The organism is Alkalibacterium putridalgicola (assembly GCF_900109825.1).
Taxonomy (GTDB): domain Bacteria; phylum Bacillota; class Bacilli; order Lactobacillales; family Carnobacteriaceae_A; genus Alkalibacterium; species Alkalibacterium putridalgicola.
This window is the reverse complement of the sequence record NZ_FOBL01000045.1, coordinates 1-18,003: the sequence shown is the minus strand read 5'-3', so window position 1 is coordinate 18,003 and position 18,003 is coordinate 1. Positions and strand designations below refer to the sequence as shown.

Annotated in this window: 14 protein-coding genes and 1 riboswitch; of the genes, 10 read left to right on the top strand and 4 right to left on the bottom strand. The window is 44.8% G+C overall.

The genetic code is table 11. From position 1 onward, the window contains the following. The first annotated feature begins 108 nt into the window (after nt 1–108). From BMX84_RS11350 to BMX84_RS11315, 8 genes are all read left to right on the top strand, one after another. Nucleotides 109–1,509 carry an ISLre2 family transposase gene (locus BMX84_RS11350; protein ID WP_091487483.1) on the top strand — a complete coding sequence of 467 codons (1,401 nt, stop codon included), beginning with the start codon at nt 109–111 and terminating at the stop codon, nt 1,507–1,509. Nucleotides 1,510–1,649: 140 nt separating this feature from the next. Continuing rightward, nucleotides 1,650–1,831: riboswitch (Lysine riboswitch) on the top strand. Nucleotides 1,832–1,925: 94 nt separating this feature from the next. Next, nucleotides 1,926–3,128 (top strand): aspartate kinase, encoded by a 1,203-nt coding sequence (locus tag BMX84_RS11345; RefSeq protein WP_091489877.1) that lies wholly within the window; start codon nt 1,926–1,928, stop codon nt 3,126–3,128. A gap of 26 nt (nt 3,129–3,154) precedes the next feature. Next, the gene (locus BMX84_RS11340) at nt 3,155–4,144 is read left to right on the top strand and encodes an aspartate-semialdehyde dehydrogenase (protein ID WP_091489874.1); all 990 of its coding nucleotides are present in this window, start codon (nt 3,155–3,157) and stop codon (nt 4,142–4,144) included. Next, a complete protein-coding gene (dapA, locus tag BMX84_RS11335) occupies nt 4,144–5,025 on the top strand; it encodes a 4-hydroxy-tetrahydrodipicolinate synthase (RefSeq protein ID WP_091489871.1) in 882 nt (293 codons plus the stop codon). Before BMX84_RS11340 ends, dapA begins: the two co-directional genes overlap by 1 nt. A gap of 1 nt (nt 5,026) precedes the next feature. Next, complete coding sequence (gene dapB, locus BMX84_RS11330; protein WP_091489869.1) at nt 5,027–5,761, top strand: 4-hydroxy-tetrahydrodipicolinate reductase; 735 nt, start codon at nt 5,027–5,029, stop codon at nt 5,759–5,761. A 2-nt stretch (nt 5,762–5,763) separates the two neighbouring features. Then, nucleotides 5,764–6,480 carry a 2,3,4,5-tetrahydropyridine-2,6-dicarboxylate N-acetyltransferase gene (gene dapD / locus BMX84_RS11325; RefSeq protein WP_091489866.1) on the top strand — a complete coding sequence of 239 codons (717 nt, stop codon included), beginning with the start codon at nt 5,764–5,766 and terminating at the stop codon, nt 6,478–6,480. A 50-nt stretch (nt 6,481–6,530) separates the two neighbouring features. Continuing rightward, nucleotides 6,531–7,691 (top strand): M20 metallopeptidase family protein, encoded by a 1,161-nt coding sequence (locus BMX84_RS11320; protein WP_091489863.1) that lies wholly within the window; start codon nt 6,531–6,533, stop codon nt 7,689–7,691. Beyond that, nucleotides 7,688–8,737 carry an alanine racemase gene (locus BMX84_RS11315; protein WP_091489861.1) on the top strand — a complete coding sequence of 350 codons (1,050 nt, stop codon included), beginning with the start codon at nt 7,688–7,690 and terminating at the stop codon, nt 8,735–8,737. The genes BMX84_RS11320 and BMX84_RS11315 overlap by 4 nt, the downstream gene beginning before the upstream one ends. Nucleotides 8,738–8,899: 162 nt before the next feature. Here the strand turns inward: BMX84_RS11315 and BMX84_RS11310 are convergent, their stop codons facing one another. The 3 genes from BMX84_RS11310 to pflB form a co-directional block, all read right to left on the bottom strand. Then, nucleotides 8,900–9,826 carry a manganese-dependent inorganic pyrophosphatase gene (locus BMX84_RS11310; protein ID WP_091489858.1) on the bottom strand — a complete coding sequence of 309 codons (927 nt, stop codon included), beginning with the start codon at nt 9,824–9,826 and terminating at the stop codon, nt 8,900–8,902. 130 nt (nt 9,827–9,956) lie between these two features. Beyond that, nucleotides 9,957–10,712: a pyruvate formate-lyase-activating protein gene (gene pflA, locus BMX84_RS11305; RefSeq protein WP_091489856.1), complete on the bottom strand. Its 756-nt coding sequence runs from the start codon at nt 10,710–10,712 to the stop codon at nt 9,957–9,959. 36 nt (nt 10,713–10,748) lie between these two features. Next, the gene (gene pflB, locus BMX84_RS11300; protein WP_091489853.1) at nt 10,749–13,010 is read right to left on the bottom strand and encodes a formate C-acetyltransferase; all 2,262 of its coding nucleotides are present in this window, start codon (nt 13,008–13,010) and stop codon (nt 10,749–10,751) included. A gap of 340 nt (nt 13,011–13,350) precedes the next feature. Here pflB and adhE point away from each other — a divergent pair, with 340 nt between their 5' ends. Then, nucleotides 13,351–15,948: a bifunctional acetaldehyde-CoA/alcohol dehydrogenase gene (adhE, locus tag BMX84_RS11295; RefSeq protein ID WP_091489851.1), complete on the top strand. Its 2,598-nt coding sequence runs from the start codon at nt 13,351–13,353 to the stop codon at nt 15,946–15,948. A gap of 214 nt (nt 15,949–16,162) precedes the next feature. Continuing rightward, complete coding sequence (locus tag BMX84_RS11290; RefSeq protein WP_091489848.1) at nt 16,163–17,167, top strand: potassium channel family protein; 1,005 nt, start codon at nt 16,163–16,165, stop codon at nt 17,165–17,167. A gap of 647 nt (nt 17,168–17,814) precedes the next feature. Here the strand turns inward: BMX84_RS11290 and BMX84_RS11285 are convergent. Next, nucleotides 17,815–18,003, bottom strand: a 189-nt coding sequence (locus BMX84_RS11285) for a transposase (RefSeq protein WP_177165559.1), incomplete at its 5' end; no start/stop codon positions are given.

Genomic DNA, 18,003 nt, shown 5'->3' with positions numbered 1-18,003 from the left:
GTTAGTGTAAAATAGTTCTCGGTTAGTGATATCATTTCGTTTTCTAGACAAAAAGAAACGAGACCTTTAATCTAGTAGTTACCACACCAGTAGAAAAGAGGCCTCGTTATGAATCATATAATATCACAAATAGTTGAACTCTGGAAGAACGAAGAATCTGTTATTGATATAGAAAATAATTTAAACCTTTGGTTTCAAGGTTGGAATGAATGGTTAATGCAGCATGCCATAGAGAGAATAGATAAAGAACTTTACCAGCAGTATAAACATAAAGGCTGGCATGTAGACAATATTGAACCTCGAACTGTTCAATTTGTATTTGGTAAGATCACTTACTATCGGAGACGACTAAGAAAAGAAGGGAAACCATCTTTTATTGCTTTGGATGAAGCCTTAGGCTTACAAAAGTATAAGCGCTACTCTCCCAACACTCAAAAGGTTATGGCTCAATTGGGGGCTAATATGCCTTATAGACAAGCCAAAAAGTCTCTTCTGATAAGTAGTTCTGTGACAGCTAGCCATTCTACCATTCACCGTGTAACGCAAGAGGTTGGAGAAAAGGTTCAACACTATCTGTCTAAATATAACTATAAATCAAATCTTCCTAAGACTAAGCGAAAGAAGGTAAAAGCATTATATATTGAAGGTGATGGTTTGCTTGTCAAAGGAAGGCAAGGCGACTCCCCGACCATTCATCGCGTCATCGTACATGAAGGTATTGATAAAAAGAAGCAGAGACATACGCTTATAAACAAAATGGCATTTTCAAGTTTAGATTCTAGTAAAGATGCTTTTAAGCAAGCTGCTCATTACTTAAATCAAGTCTATGACTTGAAAGAGACACTTGTCATCACAAACAGTGATGGAGGAAGTGGATATGAAAAAGATAAATTTGACACTATCGTTGGCTATTGTCATCGGCATGAACATTTTAGAGATACCTACCACGTCTATCGAAAATTAAAAGAACGTTTATCTTTCGATAAAAAAATGGAAGGATTAATGATAAAGGCTGTAAAAAAACATGACTGGTCATTAGTGGAATCCGTTTGTGCAACAGCTGAAAGCAGATTGATAGACATACCAGAAGAAAGCAAAGCAATACGTAAAGATCAAATTGAAAAACTGAAAAAATATTTGTATAGAAATTGGGAATACATCAAAAGCTTTAAACAACGTGATCTCCCCCTGTCCGATGGGACAGGCGTTTGTGAAACTGGACATCGTGTGTATAGTTACCGGACGAAAAGGCAGGGACGTAGTTGGACAAAGTCAGGTGTAGCTAATGTCGTAGCATTACTAACAGCAGAACAAAACAGTCTTCTGAAAAAAGCTTTGTCCACAGAAGTTGATTCTATCGTTGAACCGTTAGGTGAAGATCTTAAAGGAGCAGTACGTCAGGCTTTGAAAAAGCCTCGTTCAACTACACGCACTGTTCAAACTGGGAAGATATCCAACTATGGCCCTGTGAGTAGCTTCATTGGAAAATTAGGCCGGGCATTTTCCTAAAAAAGTTAATATAACATACTTTCTGTTTAATTCTACTAGTTAAAGGTTACCGAGAAAAACTTGACGCATACTTTCAATGATTAGCTGTTTACATTAACATTAAAATTTGATAAGCTTAAAAACATAAAGTTAATAATTAAATGACTGGATGAGGCGCAAAAATCATTAGTACTCTCTTTAAATGGACCTGTAAGTCTGAAGCTGAGGAAAGGGAAATTTGCCGAAATCGTCTGTTTTTTACAGAAAACAGGCTGTTGGGCTGTATATGAAGAATATGCAGACTGCCGTAAAGCTATAGGCTTAACGGAGTGCTTCCGCTTGTGACGATATCTATTTGCGAACAAGTCGGCATTCCCGGCTTGTTTTTTTGTATATAACAAGCTTTCTCCCCGATCACTTATAGAAAAGGAGTCGCTATGAAACGAAGTGTATTAAAATTTGGAGGATCAAGCGTGGCGGATTTTCTTAAAATCAAAGAAATCGCCGGCTACCTCAAAACACGTATCGAACAAGATGAACAGCTGATCGTCGTTGTCTCAGCTATGGGGAAAACCACAGATGACCTGCTGGCGTCCGTGCGTCACCTGACAGCTAATCCGAACGACAAAGACCTAGCCATGCTTTTAAATACAGGCGAGCAGCAGACGATCTCGTTCCTGTCACTGGCCTTGAATGACTTGAGTGTCCGGGCCAAACCGCTGACGGGTTATCAGGCTGGGATCGAAACGACAGGTAAACACTTGAAGAGTAAAATCTCTTCCATTAAAACAGAATTTTTGGAAGAACTGTTTGAGACCCATGACCTGCTGATCGTTGCCGGTTTTCAAGGCTTCAATAAAGCCGGCGAACTGACGACACTTGGTCGCGGCGGTTCTGATACCACGGCGGTCGCCATCGCTTCTGCTCTAGACTGCCCCTGCGAGATCTACACCGATGTCAGTGGCGTGTTCAGTACAGATCCCCGTATTTTTCCTGAAGCAAAACGGTGGGAAATGATCTCATTTGAAGAAATGATGGAAATGTCTGCCTTGGGTGCCGGTGTGCTTGAAACACGCAGCGTCGAATTAGCTAACAACCATAACATTCCGATATACTTAGGGAAAACACTATCGAAAGAGAAAGGAACATGGATCGTGCCGAATGATCAAATGCTCGAACGCAAAGCTGTGACAGGGGTCGCTTTAGATAAAGAAATGGCTCATGTCACCATTACCTATCCACTGGAAACCAAAACATTCCTGACCGATTTATTCATAAAACTGGAAGAAGCTGAGATCAATATCGATATGATTTCACAGATCCAGAATCAGGATGGTCTTCAGCTGTCGTTCACCTTTAAAGAATCTGAAGAACGCGAACTGAATCACTTGTTCGAGTCATTAAAAGAGTCTTATGTGAATCTTTACGTTAAAATCGAAACAACTTATTGCAAGCTCTCAGTTATCGGGGCGGGTATGCGAGACATGACCGGTGTCGCTTCGAAAATATTCAAGACGCTGCTGGCCTCAGACATCCCCTTTTATCAGGTCACGACCTCTGAGATCAGTGTCTCTTATGTGGTGGATGAAAAGAACGGCGAGAAAGCCACCCGCCTGTTGTGTCAGGCATTCAATTTGTAGTCGATCAGAAAAGAAAGGATGATTTTATGCTAAACATTGCCGTAGTCGGTGCCACCGGTCTTGTAGGTAAGACCATGCTGGAGATGCTAGAACTGAAGAATATCCCGTATTCATCCATTACCCTTTTTTCTTCCGCCCGTTCAGCAGGCAAAGAAGTGACCTATAAAGGAAAGACCTATGTCGTTGAAGAACTGACAGAGGAAAAAACAGATGGCGGATATGACTATGTCCTGATGTCTGCCGGAGGCGATACCAGCCTTCGGTTCGCTCCCCTGTTTGAAAAAGCTGGAGCGGTCGTGATCGACAATTCAAGCGCCTGGCGTATGGATCCCACGATCGATCTGGTCGTGCCTGATGTCAACAAAGCCAGTCTCGATCGTCGCATCATCGCCAACCCAAACTGCTCGACCATCCAGTCTGTGGTTCCTCTGAAGCCTCTTGCGGATGCCTTTGGCCTCAAGCGTGTGGCCTACACGACCTATCAGTCCGTCTCCGGTTCCGGCTGGAAGGGTATCGAGGATCTGGAGCGCGGTGAGCATGGGGAAGGACCTTTGAATTATCCTAAACCGATCTATCATAATGTGATCCCCCAGATCGATGTCTTTTTAGACAATGGCTACACGAAAGAAGAAGACAAAATGATCAGGGAGACACAGAAAATACTGAACGATGCATCCATTGCCGTGACAGCGACCTGCGTCCGTGTCCCTGTCCCTCACGCACATGCAGTGGCCATCAATGTTACGCTGGAAGCAGAACCGACTGTTCAAGAACTGAAAGCTGTCCTGGCCGACTTCCCTGGTATCATTCTTATGGACGACCCGTCAAACGGCTTGTATCCGACACCACTGGATGCCGCCGGTAAAGAAGGCGTCTTTGTCGGACGGATCAGAAAAGACAACAGTCTTAAAAACACCTATCATTTATGGTCAGTGAGTGACAACATCTTGAAAGGTGCCGCACTGAATGCCGTACAGATTCTTGAAGAACTCCTACTCAGAAAGGAAGAACGCTAATGAAACGATTATTCACCGGAGCAGCTGCTGCTGTCACCACACCCTTTACAGATGAAAGCGTCGACTATGACAGCTTCAAGAGTCACCTGACGTTTCTTAAAAAGAACCGCATCCAGGCCTTCGTCGTCAATGGTACGACAGGCGAAAGTTCCACACTGACAAAGAAAGAGAAATCCACCCTCTTGTCCATCGCGATCGATGTGGCTGACGGAGACATCCCGGTCATTGCCGGAACAGGTTCGAACAACACGGCCGATGCCATCGCCCATTCCAGAGAGGCAGAAAAACTCGGTGTGGATGCCCTTTTAGTGATCACGCCTTATTACAATAAAACCAGTCAGAAAGGCCTGCTGGCTCACTTTACAGCGATTGCTGAAGCTGTGACCATCCCGATCATCTTATACGATGTGCCGGCCCGTACAGGCATGACCATCGCTCCGGAAACGCTGGAAGTCCTGGCTCAGCATCCCAATATCGTGGGTCTGAAAGATGCGACCGGTGATCTGGCTCATCTCAATCGTCTCCAGTATGTCGTGGACGACAGCTTTTCCTTCTACAGCGGCAATGATGACCTGGCCCTGCCTTTCTATTCTCTGGGCGGACACGGTCTGATCTCTGTGCTGGCCAATGCCCTGCCAAAAGAGTATCAAGAGATGTACGAAGCCGCTCAGAAATATCCGAAAAAAGCCGCTGAACTCAGCCACAGACTTTTCCCCTTGGCGGATGCCTTGGGCGTGGATGTCAATCCGATCCCGATCAAAGTATTGACCAGTCACTTGGGGTTCGGCGACTATTCTCTGCGTCTGCCTTTAGTGCCACTGGAATCGTCTGCTCAGGATATCCTGACTGAACTCTTTGACCACACAAGAAAGGACGATTGATATGAAACTACTCCTTGTCGGATACGGCGCGATGAATAAACGGGTCGCCAAGCTGGCTGAAGCGAACGGACACGAGATCGTCGGTGTTCTTTCACCCGCTGAAGAGAATGACTGTCCCTATCCGCTTTTTGACTCTGAAAATGAAGACTTGCCCGAAGCAGACTGTCTGATCGACTTTTCTCACCCGACAGTGACGAAAAAAATCCTGACGTCTGACCTTAATATCCCCATGGTCATCGCCACCACGGGCGAAAAAGAGACGCTGCTCGACCTGATGGATAAAAAAGCGGAAACGGCGCCGGTCTTTTTCAGTGCCAACATGAGCTACGGCGTCCATATCGTGACCCAGCTCCTTGAAACGATCGCTCCCTTGATGGACGACTACGATATCGAGATGATCGAAAAACACCATAATCAGAAGATCGATGCCCCAAGCGGCACACTTATCAAGCTCCTGGACGCCATCAAAGACAAAGCCCGTCCCGATGCCAGAGAAGTCTATGACCGCAGTCAGGTCACGGAAAAACGTGATAAAAAAGATATCGGCATTTCAACGATCCGCGGCGGAACGATCGTGGGCGAACATGAAGTCCTGTTTGCCGGACACGATGAAGTCATCTCCGTGAAACATTCTGCCCAGTCGAAAGATATCTTTGCGCGTGGCGCCTTGAAAGTAGCCGAACAACTGATAAAGAAAGAAAATGGATATTATACGTATAACAATTTAGGAGTGTAAAAATGCAGACATTCAACCCGGAAGAAATCATCGCCTATATCAGTCAATCAAAAAAATCAACACCGTTAAAGATTTACGTCAATACAATGCTTGAACGAGGCGCTTTCCCGAAGACGTTTAAAGTGTTCGGATCAGAAGGCAGCTATACGATCTTTGCCGATCTAAAAGACTGGAGTCCGTTTTACGAAGCTAACAGCGAACAGATCAGCGAGCTTGAAATCGAACAGGACAGACGCCATTCCGCCATCCCCCTTCTGGATACCTCTAAAGTGGATGCACGGATCGAACCGGGGTCATTCATAAGAGACCACGCCACGATCGGCAAAAATGCTGTCGTCATGATGGGCGCAGTCATCAATATCGGGGCTGTCGTCGGCGAAGGGACCATGATCGACATGGGCGCTGTTTTAGGCGGCCGCGCAACGACCGGTAAAAACGTCCATGTGGGGGCTGGAGCTGTCCTGTCCGGTGTCATCGAACCCGCTAACGCTACGCCGGTCATTATCGAAGACAACGTCCTCATCGGTGCGAACGCCGTTATTTTAGAAGGTGTCCGCGTCGGAAAAGGCTCCGTGGTCGCTGCCGGCGCCATCGTCACGGAAGACGTCCCGGCAGATACCGTCGTAGCCGGCGTGCCTGCCCGGAAAATCAAAAACACGTCCGATGTGGCCTCTGAAAAAGTAGCGATCATCTCCGCGTTGAGAGAGCTCGACTCATAATTTACTTACGACCCGCAACTTTACACAGTCATCACTTACAGGAGGAATGTATGGATCACCTACCCGAAACCTTAACAGAACATCGAAGAAACCTGCACCAGATCCCCGAACTGTCTTTTCATGAATACAAAACGACAGCGTATATCAGAAATACGTTAGATAACCTGTCGATCCCTTATTTTACACCCTTGGATACTGCAACTGTGGTCTTCTTTGAAGGCCGTTCCGGTTCAGAAGAAACGATCGGTTTTCGTGCGGACATCGATGCTCTTCCGATCCAGGAAGAAACAGATGTCCCGTTCAAATCGCAGCACGAAAGCGCCATGCACGCCTGTGGCCATGACGGTCACACATCCATGCTGTTGGCATTCGCCGAATGGTGCAAGGAGAAACAGGACGAAGGAAAACTCGAGAAAAACATGCTGCTGATTTTTCAGCCATCTGAAGAATCCAATGCCGGTGCCGATGCACTGATCCGTGCGTTTCCTTTTGAAGACTATAAGATCAAAGAGATCTACGGCCTGCACTTAGGTCCGGATATTCCCGAACATACTCTGGCTACTAAACCGGGCTTTCTCATGGCCAGCGCCACCGAATACCGAATCAACGTCAAAGGGTTGTCCGCTCATGTCGCACAGAAAGAAAAAGGCTACAGTGCCCTCGGTGCAGTGACTCACATCGCGAACCAGCTCGGTCAGGTCCAGCAGTACTTTTTAAACGGCCTGCACCAGAATATCCTCCATATCGGTAAACTCCATGCCGGTGAAGCCATCAATACAGTGGCTACGGACGGTCATATCCAGGGAACGATCCGTACTTATGTGCCAGAGGATCTCGTACACATCCAGGATAAAATGGAAACTATCGTAGCCAGTACCGATGCCCTTTTTGGAACGGAAACCACACTCGACTTTGCCAAAGGTTATCCGGCTGTTTATAACGACGAGTCCCTGATGGATACCGTTAAAACAAGTGCGGACCAGGCCGGTTTGACACTTGAACTTCTAAATGTCCCTTATCTGTTCGGGGAAGACTTCTCGTTCTATTCATCCATCGCCAAAACGAACTTTGCCTTCCTGGGAGTCCGTAATGAAGAAAAAGGCTATATTCACGGACTGCATACCGCCTTATTCAACTTTGACGAAAAAATTTTGCTGAACGGTGTGAAATATTACCAGTCTATTGCTAATACGTTAGGGTTGGTTGGATGACTGCTCGTTTGATACTGAACACCGAAAGACTGACCCGGCAAGCCCATCGCTTTCAGTCACAGGTCGACACCATTGCCATCGTAAAAAACGATGGGTATAACCATGGGCTCGAGACAGTCTATCAGGCTTTTTACAAAGGCGGCATCCGGGCATTCGCAACGACCAGCCTGGCTGAAGCTATTCAGTTGAGAAAATGGGATAATGATATTTTTATCCTACTGCTCGATCCGGGTGCCGATTTTGACCAGATCAGAAAGTATCACTTGACCTTGACTGTGTCCTCTATGGCTTTCTATGATAAGTACAGAGAGGAACTCAAAGACATAGATATCCAGCTGGTTTACAGAAATGACCTTAACCGGCTGGGGTTTACGTCGAGTGACCAGATGAAACAGATCCTGGACGATCCCGACATGAATATCAGCGGCATCTGGACGCATTTCGCTTCGGCCGATGATTTTGGTGTGGAGCGTTACGAGGAAGAAGTCCAAAATTGGCTGATCATATTGGATCAATTAAAAGCTTACCTCCCGGATCTGACCTATATCCACGCTCAGAACAGCTCTTCCTATCTGCGTGATGATCTGCTTCCCTATCACACCCATATACGCGGCGGTGTGATCTTATATGGGACGCGTCCTTATTATGATGGTCTGGATACGACTATAGCTGAACAGGCAGTGAGCATCGAGGCCAGCGTCATCGAATTGACTCCCGTGAAAGCCGGCCGATCGATCGGCTATTCTGCAGAATATCAGACAGATAAGGACATCACGATTGCCGTCTGTGACATCGGTTACGGCAATGGCCTGCTGAAAGGACGCAAAGACTTTCCAGTCAAAATCAACGATAAAGAATATCCCATCCGCGTCATGATGATGAGTCATATCCTTATCGAAGTGGACGAAGATGTTGAAATCGGTGATACAGTCACGCTTTATGACGATGACCTGCGCTTTGACTGGTTAACGAAAAACGGTATCGGCTCGTTTTCCCAGCAGATGTCCAGCCTCAATAAACAGACATTTGACGTGTCCTGCATCTAATCATTCTCATTCGAAGCTGGGCAATCTCCTCTGCTTCTTTACGAGACGAGCGATATATCGCTATGTTTGTTGCCCCAGCTTGTCCTGCTCTTCATATGTATGATGCATAAAAAAATGGTCGTCCTCGTTTTGAGGACGACCATTTTTTATTTACATCTCCAATTAACCGAATTTTACAGTCAACGGTGGTACGACTTGTTTTTTTCTTGATACGACACCTTCAAGCATAAGCGTGTCGTCTTTCAGCTCTTTATTAAAGGCCTGCGCTACTTGAGCTTTCTCTTCTCCATAAACAAGAGCAACTGAATTACTGTTCAATACATCGGTGGTTACAAGGATAAATAGATCTATCTCATTATTCGTACATTGTTCAGCCATCTCTTCAAGCAGTTCCTGTTTACGATTGAGGATATCATCCACGTCCACGACATTCACCTGACCAATACGTACAGTCAAACCGCCCATTGGGAAATTCTTCGCATCATCGTTCAAGATCATGTCGGCAGTCTTGCTTGATGTATCCGTACCGGCTTTCAGCAGTTCTTTACCGTAAGCTTCCAAGTCCACGCCAGCGGTTTCTGCTAATTCTTCTGCTGCTTTCACGTCTTCTTGTGTGCAGGTCGGTGATTTCAACAATAACGTATCTGAAATGATTGCTGAAAGCATCAATCCGGCAATGTGTTTAGGGACGTCGATGTTATTTTCCTTAAACATCTTAAGGATGATCGTGTTCGTGCAGCCGACCGGTTCGGCTCGATAATAAAGCGGATTGGCCGTCTGGAAGTTGGCAATACGGTGATGATCGACAACAGCCAGGACTTTAACCTTCTCAATGTCCGGAACACTCTGCTGTGCTTCATTATGATCGACCAGCATAACTTCCGGTGTTTCCTGTGCCACTGTGGTCACGACGCGAGGTGTCTCAACCTCGAAGTAATCCAATGCATACTGTGTTTCCGCTGTTGTTTTTCCTAAAGCAACAGCTTCTGTTTCTTTTCCTAAGGCATTCTGCAGATAGGAAAAAGTTATTGCTGATGTGATGGCGTCTGTATCTGGACTTTGATGTCCAAAAATCAATATTTTACTCACTGTCATTCTCCTTTGTTTTGCATTCTCTTCTTATAGAATATAGTAAAACCCATGAAATTTCAATAAATGAAAAAACGTGCCGGCTGTACCAAGTGAATGACTCACTATGGACACAGCCGGCACGTTCGACTTAATTTTGCGTCTGATATTTATGTGTTTTCAAAATACGGTTGGCATTTTCAACACGTTCAGCCGTAGGAGGATCGATATCTTTCAGTTTATAGGGGATACCCAGTTCTTCGTATTTATAAACGCCCAGACGGTGGTAAGGAAGTATTTCCACTTTTTCCACACTGTCCAGCTGTTCAATAAACTCACTCAAGCGTTCCAAGTGCTCATCAAAATCTGAACGTTCAGGAACAAGCACGTGTCGCAGCCACATGGGTTTACCTATTTTGGACAGGTAGTTCGCCATGTCTAAAATACTGGTATTGGAATGCATCGTATATTTCTTATGGATCTCGTTGTCGATATGCTTGATATCCATCAGGACAAGATCCGTATACTTCATCAATTCTTCAAATCGACTGAAGAAAGGCTCGTCATACGTGAACGGCTGCCCGCAGGTATCTAAAGAGACGCTGACGCCTGCTTCTTTCGCCAGTTTGAAAAATTCGATCAGAAAATCGATATGGATGAGCGGTTCACCGCCACTGACGGTGATCCCTCCTTCTTCTCCCCAGTAGTTCTTATACTTCAATGCTTGATCCAGAAGTTCCTGAGGTGCGTAAGGTGTGCCGCCGCCCATATTCCAGGTATCAGGGTTATGACAGAACTCACAACGCATACGACACCCCTGCATGAACACTACGAAGCGGATCCCAGGTCCGTCAACAGAGCCGAAGCTTTCTGTTGAATGTACATAGCCTATTTGTGAATCTGTCATTATTACTTCCCCCTAATAAAGTTTAAACTGCTTTTCTTATAATGAGTCGTGGAATGTACGTCTCAGTACGTCCATTTGCTGTTCTTTCGTCAATTTGATGAAGTTTACAGCGTATCCGGACACACGGATCGTCAGTTGCGGATACTCTTCAGGATGCTCCATCGCATCTTCAAGTGTTTCACGGTTCAAGGCATTGACGTTCAAGTGGTGTCCACCTGTTTTCACGTAACCGTCAAGCATCGTTGACAGGTTGTTCTGCTGAACGCTGTCTTCTTTACCTAAAGCTTTTGGTACGATCGAGAAGGTGTTTGAAATGCCGTCCAGTGACTCTTTGTAAGGCAATTTGGCAACGGAGTTCAAACTTGCCAGAGCACCGTTCGTATCTCTACCGTGTAATGGGTTGGCACCAGGTGCGAATGGCACGCCGGCACGACGTCCGTCAGGTGTGTTACCTGTTTTCTTACCGTAAACAACGTTTGATGTGATCGTCAGGATAGATGTTGTGTGTGTTGCATCACGATAAGTTGGGAACTGTCTGACTTTGTTCATGAATTTTTTCAGCAGTTCAACAGCAATGTCATCGACTCTATCATCATCGTTACCATATTTTGGATAGTCGCCTTCGATTTCGTAGTCTACAGCAAGTCCGTCTTCATCACGGATGACTTTGACTTTCGCATGTTTGATAGCTGAAAGTGAGTCCACTGCGACTGAGAATCCGGCAATACCGGTAGCCATCGTACGGGCAACGTCTGAATCATGTAAGCCCATTTCGAGACTTTCATAGCTGTATTTGTCGTGCATGTAGTGAATGATGTTCAATGTGTTGATATACATTTCAGCTAACCAGTCAAGGATCTGGTCATATTTTTCAGTGACTTCATCATAATCAAGATACTCAGAAGTGATCGGACGGAATTCAGGTGCGACTTGTGCTTTAGATTTCTCGTCCACACCGCCATTGATGGCATATAATAAGGCTTTAGCCAAGTTGGCACGGGCACCGAAGAACTGCATTTGCTTACCGATAGGCATCGCAGACACACAGCAGGCGATTCCGTAGTCGTCGCCCCATTCTTCACGCATCATATCATCGTTTTCATACTGGATCGCGCTGCTTTCTATAGAAACGCGTGAGCAGTAATTTTTAAATGACTGAGGCAGTTTTGTTGACCATAAAACAGTCAAGTTAGGTTCTGGAGCTGGTCCTAAGTTTGTTAAAGTATTCAGGAAACGGAAGCTGTTTTTAGTGACCATGTGACGGCCGTCTAAACCGACACCCGCGATCACTTCGGTTACCCAAGTTGGATCCCCTGAGAACAGTTCGTTATATTCTGGTGTACGGGCAAATTTGACCAGACGGAGTTTCATGACAAAGTGATCCACTAATTCCTGTGCTTCCACTTCAGTCATCGTTCCATTTTCAAGATCTCTTTCAATATAAATATCTAAGAATGTTGATGTACGTCCCAATGACATTGCAGCACCGTTCTGTTCTTTGACCGCTGCAAGATATCCAAGGTACAACCACTGGAATGCTTCTTTAGCATTTTGAGCAGGACGCGAAAGATCAAAACCGTAAATATTACCCAGTTCTTTCAGCTCATGTAAAGCTTTCAGCTGATCACTGATCTCTTCACGTTTTCTGATCATTTTTTCGTTCATCATTGCTTTATCTGTGTTAGTTTTGTCTGCTTCTTTTTCAGCGATCAGACGATCTAAACCATAAAGGGCAACGCGACGGTAATCCCCGATGATACGTCCACGGCCATAAGCATCAGGAAGTCCTGTAATGATCCCTGTACGGCGGGCATTACGCATTTCAGGTGTGTAGGCATCAAAAACGCCCTGATTATGTGTTTTTCTCCAGTCTCTAAATACATGTGACAGGAAAGGATCCACTTCATAACCATAAGACTCAGCTGCTATTTCACTCATGCGGATGCCGCCGAATGGCTGGAGTGAACGTTTGAAGGGTTCATCTGTCTGGAAACCGACAACTTTCTCCATGTCCTTAGACAAGTAGCCAGGACCGTGAGAAGTGATGGTAGAAACGACATGGGTATCCATATCCAGTACGCCGCCAGCTTCACGTTCTTTTTTGTTGAGGTCCATGACCTGGTCCCACAATTTTTCTGTTTCTTTAGTTGGACCTTCTAAAAAGGATTCGTTGCCGTCGTATGGGTGGTAGTTACTTTGAATAAAGTTACGAACATCGATTTCTTCTTTCCAAGTCTTGCCTGTGAAACCATTCCAAATGGATTCAAGAGAAAATTCTTCGGTACGCTGTTTTTCCATAATTAATTCTCCTTTGTGTGTATATCAATTTCGACAAGTTCATAGTATCACATTAACTCACTATATACAAGTGAATCAATGAACATTATATGACGTTTTACTTTAAAATCAACGTTTTTATAGATTTGTGTAATCTGTAACAATATGGACACATTTTCCTCTTTGCGAAAGCGAATTCACTATGGTACTCTAGGTTTGTGGTAAAAAAGTGAAAAAAGTTCAATCGCTTTGTTTCTAGAATATACTGTCTTTTTCAGGGCCCACAACATTAAATATGAGAAAGGCTTTTATTTTTAAAGTGTATTGCTCAATACTTCACTAACTATAGGAGGAAATGATTATGGTAAAGGTTTTAGAAAAAAACAAAAAAGAAACGAATGTGAACGAGACTATCGATCAGTTAGTCACGAAAGCACAGAAAGCATTAGAAGGAATGTATGAATTAAATCAGGAACAAGTTGATGAAATCGTCAAGCAGATGGCGCTGGCAGGACTGGATCAGCACATGACACTGGCTAAAATGGCAGTCGAAGAAACGGGCCGCGGCGTTTACGAAGATAAGATCATCAAAAATCTTTTTGCTTCTGAATACGTCTATCACAGCATTAAATCAGATAAAACGATCGGTGTCATCAACGAGAACAAACATGAAGAAACGGTCGAGATCGCTGAACCTATCGGAGTGGTCGCTGGTGTGACCCCCGTCACTAACCCGACATCAACGACGATCTTCAAGTCCATGATCGCGATCAAAACAGGAAACCCGATCATCTTTGCTTTCCACCCTTCTGCTCAAAAATCGAGTGCTGCAGCTGCCCGTGCCTTATATGAAGCAGCCGTCAAAGCAGGTGCACCTGAAAACTGCATCCAGTGGATCGACAAGCCTTCACTTGAAGCAACACAGGCCTTGATGAAACATGACGGTGTCGCCACGATCCTGGCTACCGGTGGACCTGGCATGGTCAAATCTGCTTACAGTTCAGGGAAACCCGCTCTAGGTGTGGGTGCTGGTAACGTTCCGTGTTATATAGAAAAAACAGCAAACGTCAAGCGTGCCACTAACGATCTGATCTTATCAAAAACATTCGATAACGGCATGATCTGTGCCTCTGAACAAGCAGTCATCGTGGATAAAGAAATTTACTCTGACGTTAAAAAAGAGTTGACACATAACGGCTGTCACTACCTGAACAATGAAGAAAGACAGAAAGTCGAACAATTGATGGTCTCAGAAGAAGGTCAGTTGAATGCAGCTATCGTCGGGCGTTCAGCCTACCAGATCGCCGAAATGGCAGGTATCAAAGTACCACAGGATACGAAGATCCTCATTGCGGAATACGCTGGTGTGGGTAAAAAATATCCACTATCAAGAGAAAAACTGAGCCCGGTACTTGCAGCCTATAAAGTAAACAGTTCTGAAGAAGGCATCAAACGGGCCGAAGAAATGCTGGCTTACGGTGGATTGGGACATTCAGCTGTCATCCACTCTCACAACGATGACGTCATTCAGGCATTTGACCGCCGCATGAAAGCCGGCCGTCTCATCGTCAATGCACCTTCAAGTCAAGGCGCCATCGGAGATATCTATAACGCCTACATCCCTTCTCTTACTCTTGGATGTGGTTCATACGGAGGGAATTCTGTGTCAACAAATGTCGGTACTATGCATCTGATCAATGTCAAGAAACGTGCCAAACGTACAAATAATATGCAGTGGTTCAAGATTCCACCAAAAGTCTACTTCGAACGTAACTCTGTTCAATACCTTGCTAAAATGCCGGACATCAAGAAGGCCTTTATTGTGACTGACCCGATGATGGTCGAGCTCGGCTATGTCGATCGTGTCCTCTATCACTTGAGAAACCGTCCGGATTATGTCCACTGTGAGATCTTTTCTGACGTCGAAGCGGATCCTTCAAAGGAAACCGTGATGAGAGGTGCAGAAGCCATGGCTGCTTTCCAGCCTGACGTCATTATTGCTTTAGGCGGTGGATCACCTATGGATGCTGCTAAAGGTATGTGGTTATTCTATGAACAGCCGGATACAGATTTCAACGGCATCAAACAAAAATTCCTGGATATCAGAAAACGTGTTTACAAGTTCCCTAAACTGGGCGGGAAATCTCAATTTGTAGCCATCCCGACAACATCAGGAACGGGTTCAGAAGTTACATCATTCTCAGTCATCACTGATAAAGAAACATCGACCAAATATCCACTGGCTGATTATGAGCTGACTCCGGACGTTGCGATCATCGATCCACAATTTGTTATGACCGTCCCTCCTGTCGTGACAGCTGACACCGGGATGGATGTACTGACTCATGCGATCGAAGCTTATGTTTCCAATATGGCTAACGACTATACAGATGGATTGGCCATTAAAGCGATCCAGTTAGTCTTCAAGCACCTGCCTACCGCCTACAAGAATGGCGCTGATGAAACAGCACGAGAAAAAATGCATAATGCCTCAACTATTGCAGGTATGGCTTTCGCCAATGCATTCTTAGGAATCAACCACAGTCTGGCTCACAAACTGGGAGCACAGTTCCATATCGCTCACGGCCGTTCAAATGCCATCCTGATGCCGCATGTCATCCGCTACAATGCGAAGAAACCGACAAAATTCGTCGCGTTTCCTAAATATGAACACTTCATTGCGGATGAACGTTATGCAGAAATCGCTAAAGCATTGGGCCTGCCTGCCAGCACAACCGAAGAAGGCGTAGAAAGTCTGATCAAAGCAATCTATGATCTAGCCAAAGAACTGAATATTCCAATGAGTATCAAAGAAAACGGCGTAGATAAAAAAGACTTTGAGAAAGTTGTCGACGCTATGGCTGACCGTGCATTCGAAGATCAATGTACAACAGCTAACCCTAAATTACCTTTAGTCACAGAACTTGCTCAAGTTTACCGAGACGCCTATAAAGGATAAGAAAAGAAGAACAAGAAAGAAGAGACAGGTATTGCCGGTCTCTTCTTTTTTGTTTTCGTCACTTTTTCAGTACGTTTTTTTTAGTGAAGTTAAACCGCCCCCTTTTTATCCATATTCATGACTTCATAAGCGAATCCTCTATATCTTTCCAGCTTTAAGTGATAAAATAATAGAGTAGAGTTAGATTTCGCTTATCTTTCAAGGAGTTGAATACATGCAGCAGCATAAACGAACCTTATATATATTATATTTGCTGGTGGCGATTATTCTGATAGGCATTGGTGGATATTATCTGTTGCTTGATATCAGTTTAATGGATGCCTTCTATATGACAGTGATAACTATATCCACAGTTGGTTTCCAGGAAGTTGTACCATTGACTGTACCTGCTCAGCTCTTTACCATTATCCTGATTTTCTTCAGTTTGGGGACCCTTGGGTATACCGGTTCACAGCTGATCAGTTTTTTCTTTGGAGGTACGCTGCAGGAAGTTTGGAGGGAACAAAAAATGAAAGATCGGCTTGCCGATTTAAACGATCATATCATCGTATGTGGTGCTGGCGAAACAGGTCAGCACATTATACAATCTCTAGAGCGGGAAAATGTAGAGTTTGTAGTTATCGAATTTGAGGAAGACAAGTTAGAAGCCATTAAAGAATATGATAATGTCATAGCCTTTCAAGGGGATGCGACTCAAGATGAGGTCCTTGAAAAAGCTGGGATCCATCGTGCCAAAGGGTTGATAGCCGCACTGAATAGTGATGCAAACAATCTTTACACCGTACTTACGGCACGCCAGCTAAAACCTGATTTGCTTATTGTTGCCCGTGCTATCACTCATAATTCGCATGAAAAACTGATTCGAGCCGGAGCAGACAAAACGGTCTCTCCGAATGAAATCGGCGGACACCGTATGGCTTCCATGCTGCTGAAGCCATCAGTTATTGCATTCTTAGACACGATCACTCATTCAGGAAAGATCGATCTGAACTTAAATGAAGTGGTGATCCAACCTTCTTCAGCAATCAGTAACAAAACACTGATGCAGGCTAATATTCCGGAACAGACTGATTTGATCATTATTGCCATTAAGGAAAAAGAGGATGATGGCATCGTCTTTAATCCGACAAAAGATCATCTACTGAAACCCGGCCAGACACTTATCGCCCTCGGAGATAATGACGATCTCAAAAAACTAAAAAAGTTAGCCGGGGCTTGAGTGGTATCAAATAAAAAAGGCTGAATAGATTTTTCTGTTCAGCCTTTTTTTGATTCCCTTCGTTACCGTATGAACCTGGAGCAGTCTGGACAGAATCTTCATCAAGTATTTATGTTCTTTTCACATCCCGATTATCTTAACGAAAAACACCTGTTCATCATTTTTATACAGGAAAGTGTTCACTCATGATTTCTAAGATTCACAAGTGAACACTTTTATCCTTGGAATGTCTCACTCGCGACCCAAACGGTTCCTCAGTGAACATTTTTCCTGCCGAGATGTCGTACTCACCTAATCTCACGGACGCGAGTGGACACTTTCTCCCCTGGAATGTCTCACTCGCGTTCCAAACGGTTCATCAGTGAACACTTTCCTGCCAAGATGTCGTACTCATTTAATCTCACGGACGCGAGTGAACACTTTCTCCCTTGGAATGTCTCACTCGCGTCCCAAACGGTTCATCAGTGAACACTTTCCAATTCCACATAGGGACATTTTCTCTCGGTCTCACATCAATCAAAACCACCAGTGTGAACTGGTGGTTTGCTCTGCGGCTGAAAGCCTCTCTTACCGGCCTTGGCCTGAAAGGCCCACTGAGTGAGTTTCCCTTATGCACCACATTCACTCACTGATTCTAAAAGAATCGTCTATTTTTTCTTGTTTTTATGTCCGGTGAACGGATCATATTCTTCGAATAATGTTAGCTGATCGCTCATATAGTCTTCTCGAAGCTGATTCCTAATATACTCTTCGATCTGTTTCCTATTTCGACCGACTGTGTCGACAAAGTAGCCCCGACACCAGAACTTTCGATTCCCATATCGGTATTTTAAATT

Coding starts and splice junctions, on each gene's coding strand:
- BMX84_RS11290 (WP_091489848.1), top strand. CDS start 16,163: ATGCAGCAGCATAAACGAACCTTATATATATTATATTTGCTGGTGGCG.
- BMX84_RS11315 (WP_091489861.1), top strand. CDS start 7,688: ATGACTGCTCGTTTGATACTGAACACCGAAAGACTGACCCGGCAAGCC.
- BMX84_RS11345 (WP_091489877.1), top strand. CDS start 1,926: ATGAAACGAAGTGTATTAAAATTTGGAGGATCAAGCGTGGCGGATTTT.
- BMX84_RS11320 (WP_091489863.1), top strand. CDS start 6,531: ATGGATCACCTACCCGAAACCTTAACAGAACATCGAAGAAACCTGCAC.
- BMX84_RS11350 (WP_091487483.1), top strand. CDS start 109: ATGAATCATATAATATCACAAATAGTTGAACTCTGGAAGAACGAAGAA.
- dapA (WP_091489871.1), top strand. CDS start 4,144: ATGAAACGATTATTCACCGGAGCAGCTGCTGCTGTCACCACACCCTTT.
- pflA (WP_091489856.1), bottom strand. CDS start 10,712: ATGACAGATTCACAAATAGGCTATGTACATTCAACAGAAAGCTTCGGC.
- adhE (WP_091489851.1), top strand. CDS start 13,351: ATGGTAAAGGTTTTAGAAAAAAACAAAAAAGAAACGAATGTGAACGAG.
- dapD (WP_091489866.1), top strand. CDS start 5,764: ATGCAGACATTCAACCCGGAAGAAATCATCGCCTATATCAGTCAATCA.
- BMX84_RS11340 (WP_091489874.1), top strand. CDS start 3,155: ATGCTAAACATTGCCGTAGTCGGTGCCACCGGTCTTGTAGGTAAGACC.
- dapB (WP_091489869.1), top strand. CDS start 5,027: ATGAAACTACTCCTTGTCGGATACGGCGCGATGAATAAACGGGTCGCC.
- pflB (WP_091489853.1), bottom strand. CDS start 13,010: ATGGAAAAACAGCGTACCGAAGAATTTTCTCTTGAATCCATTTGGAAT.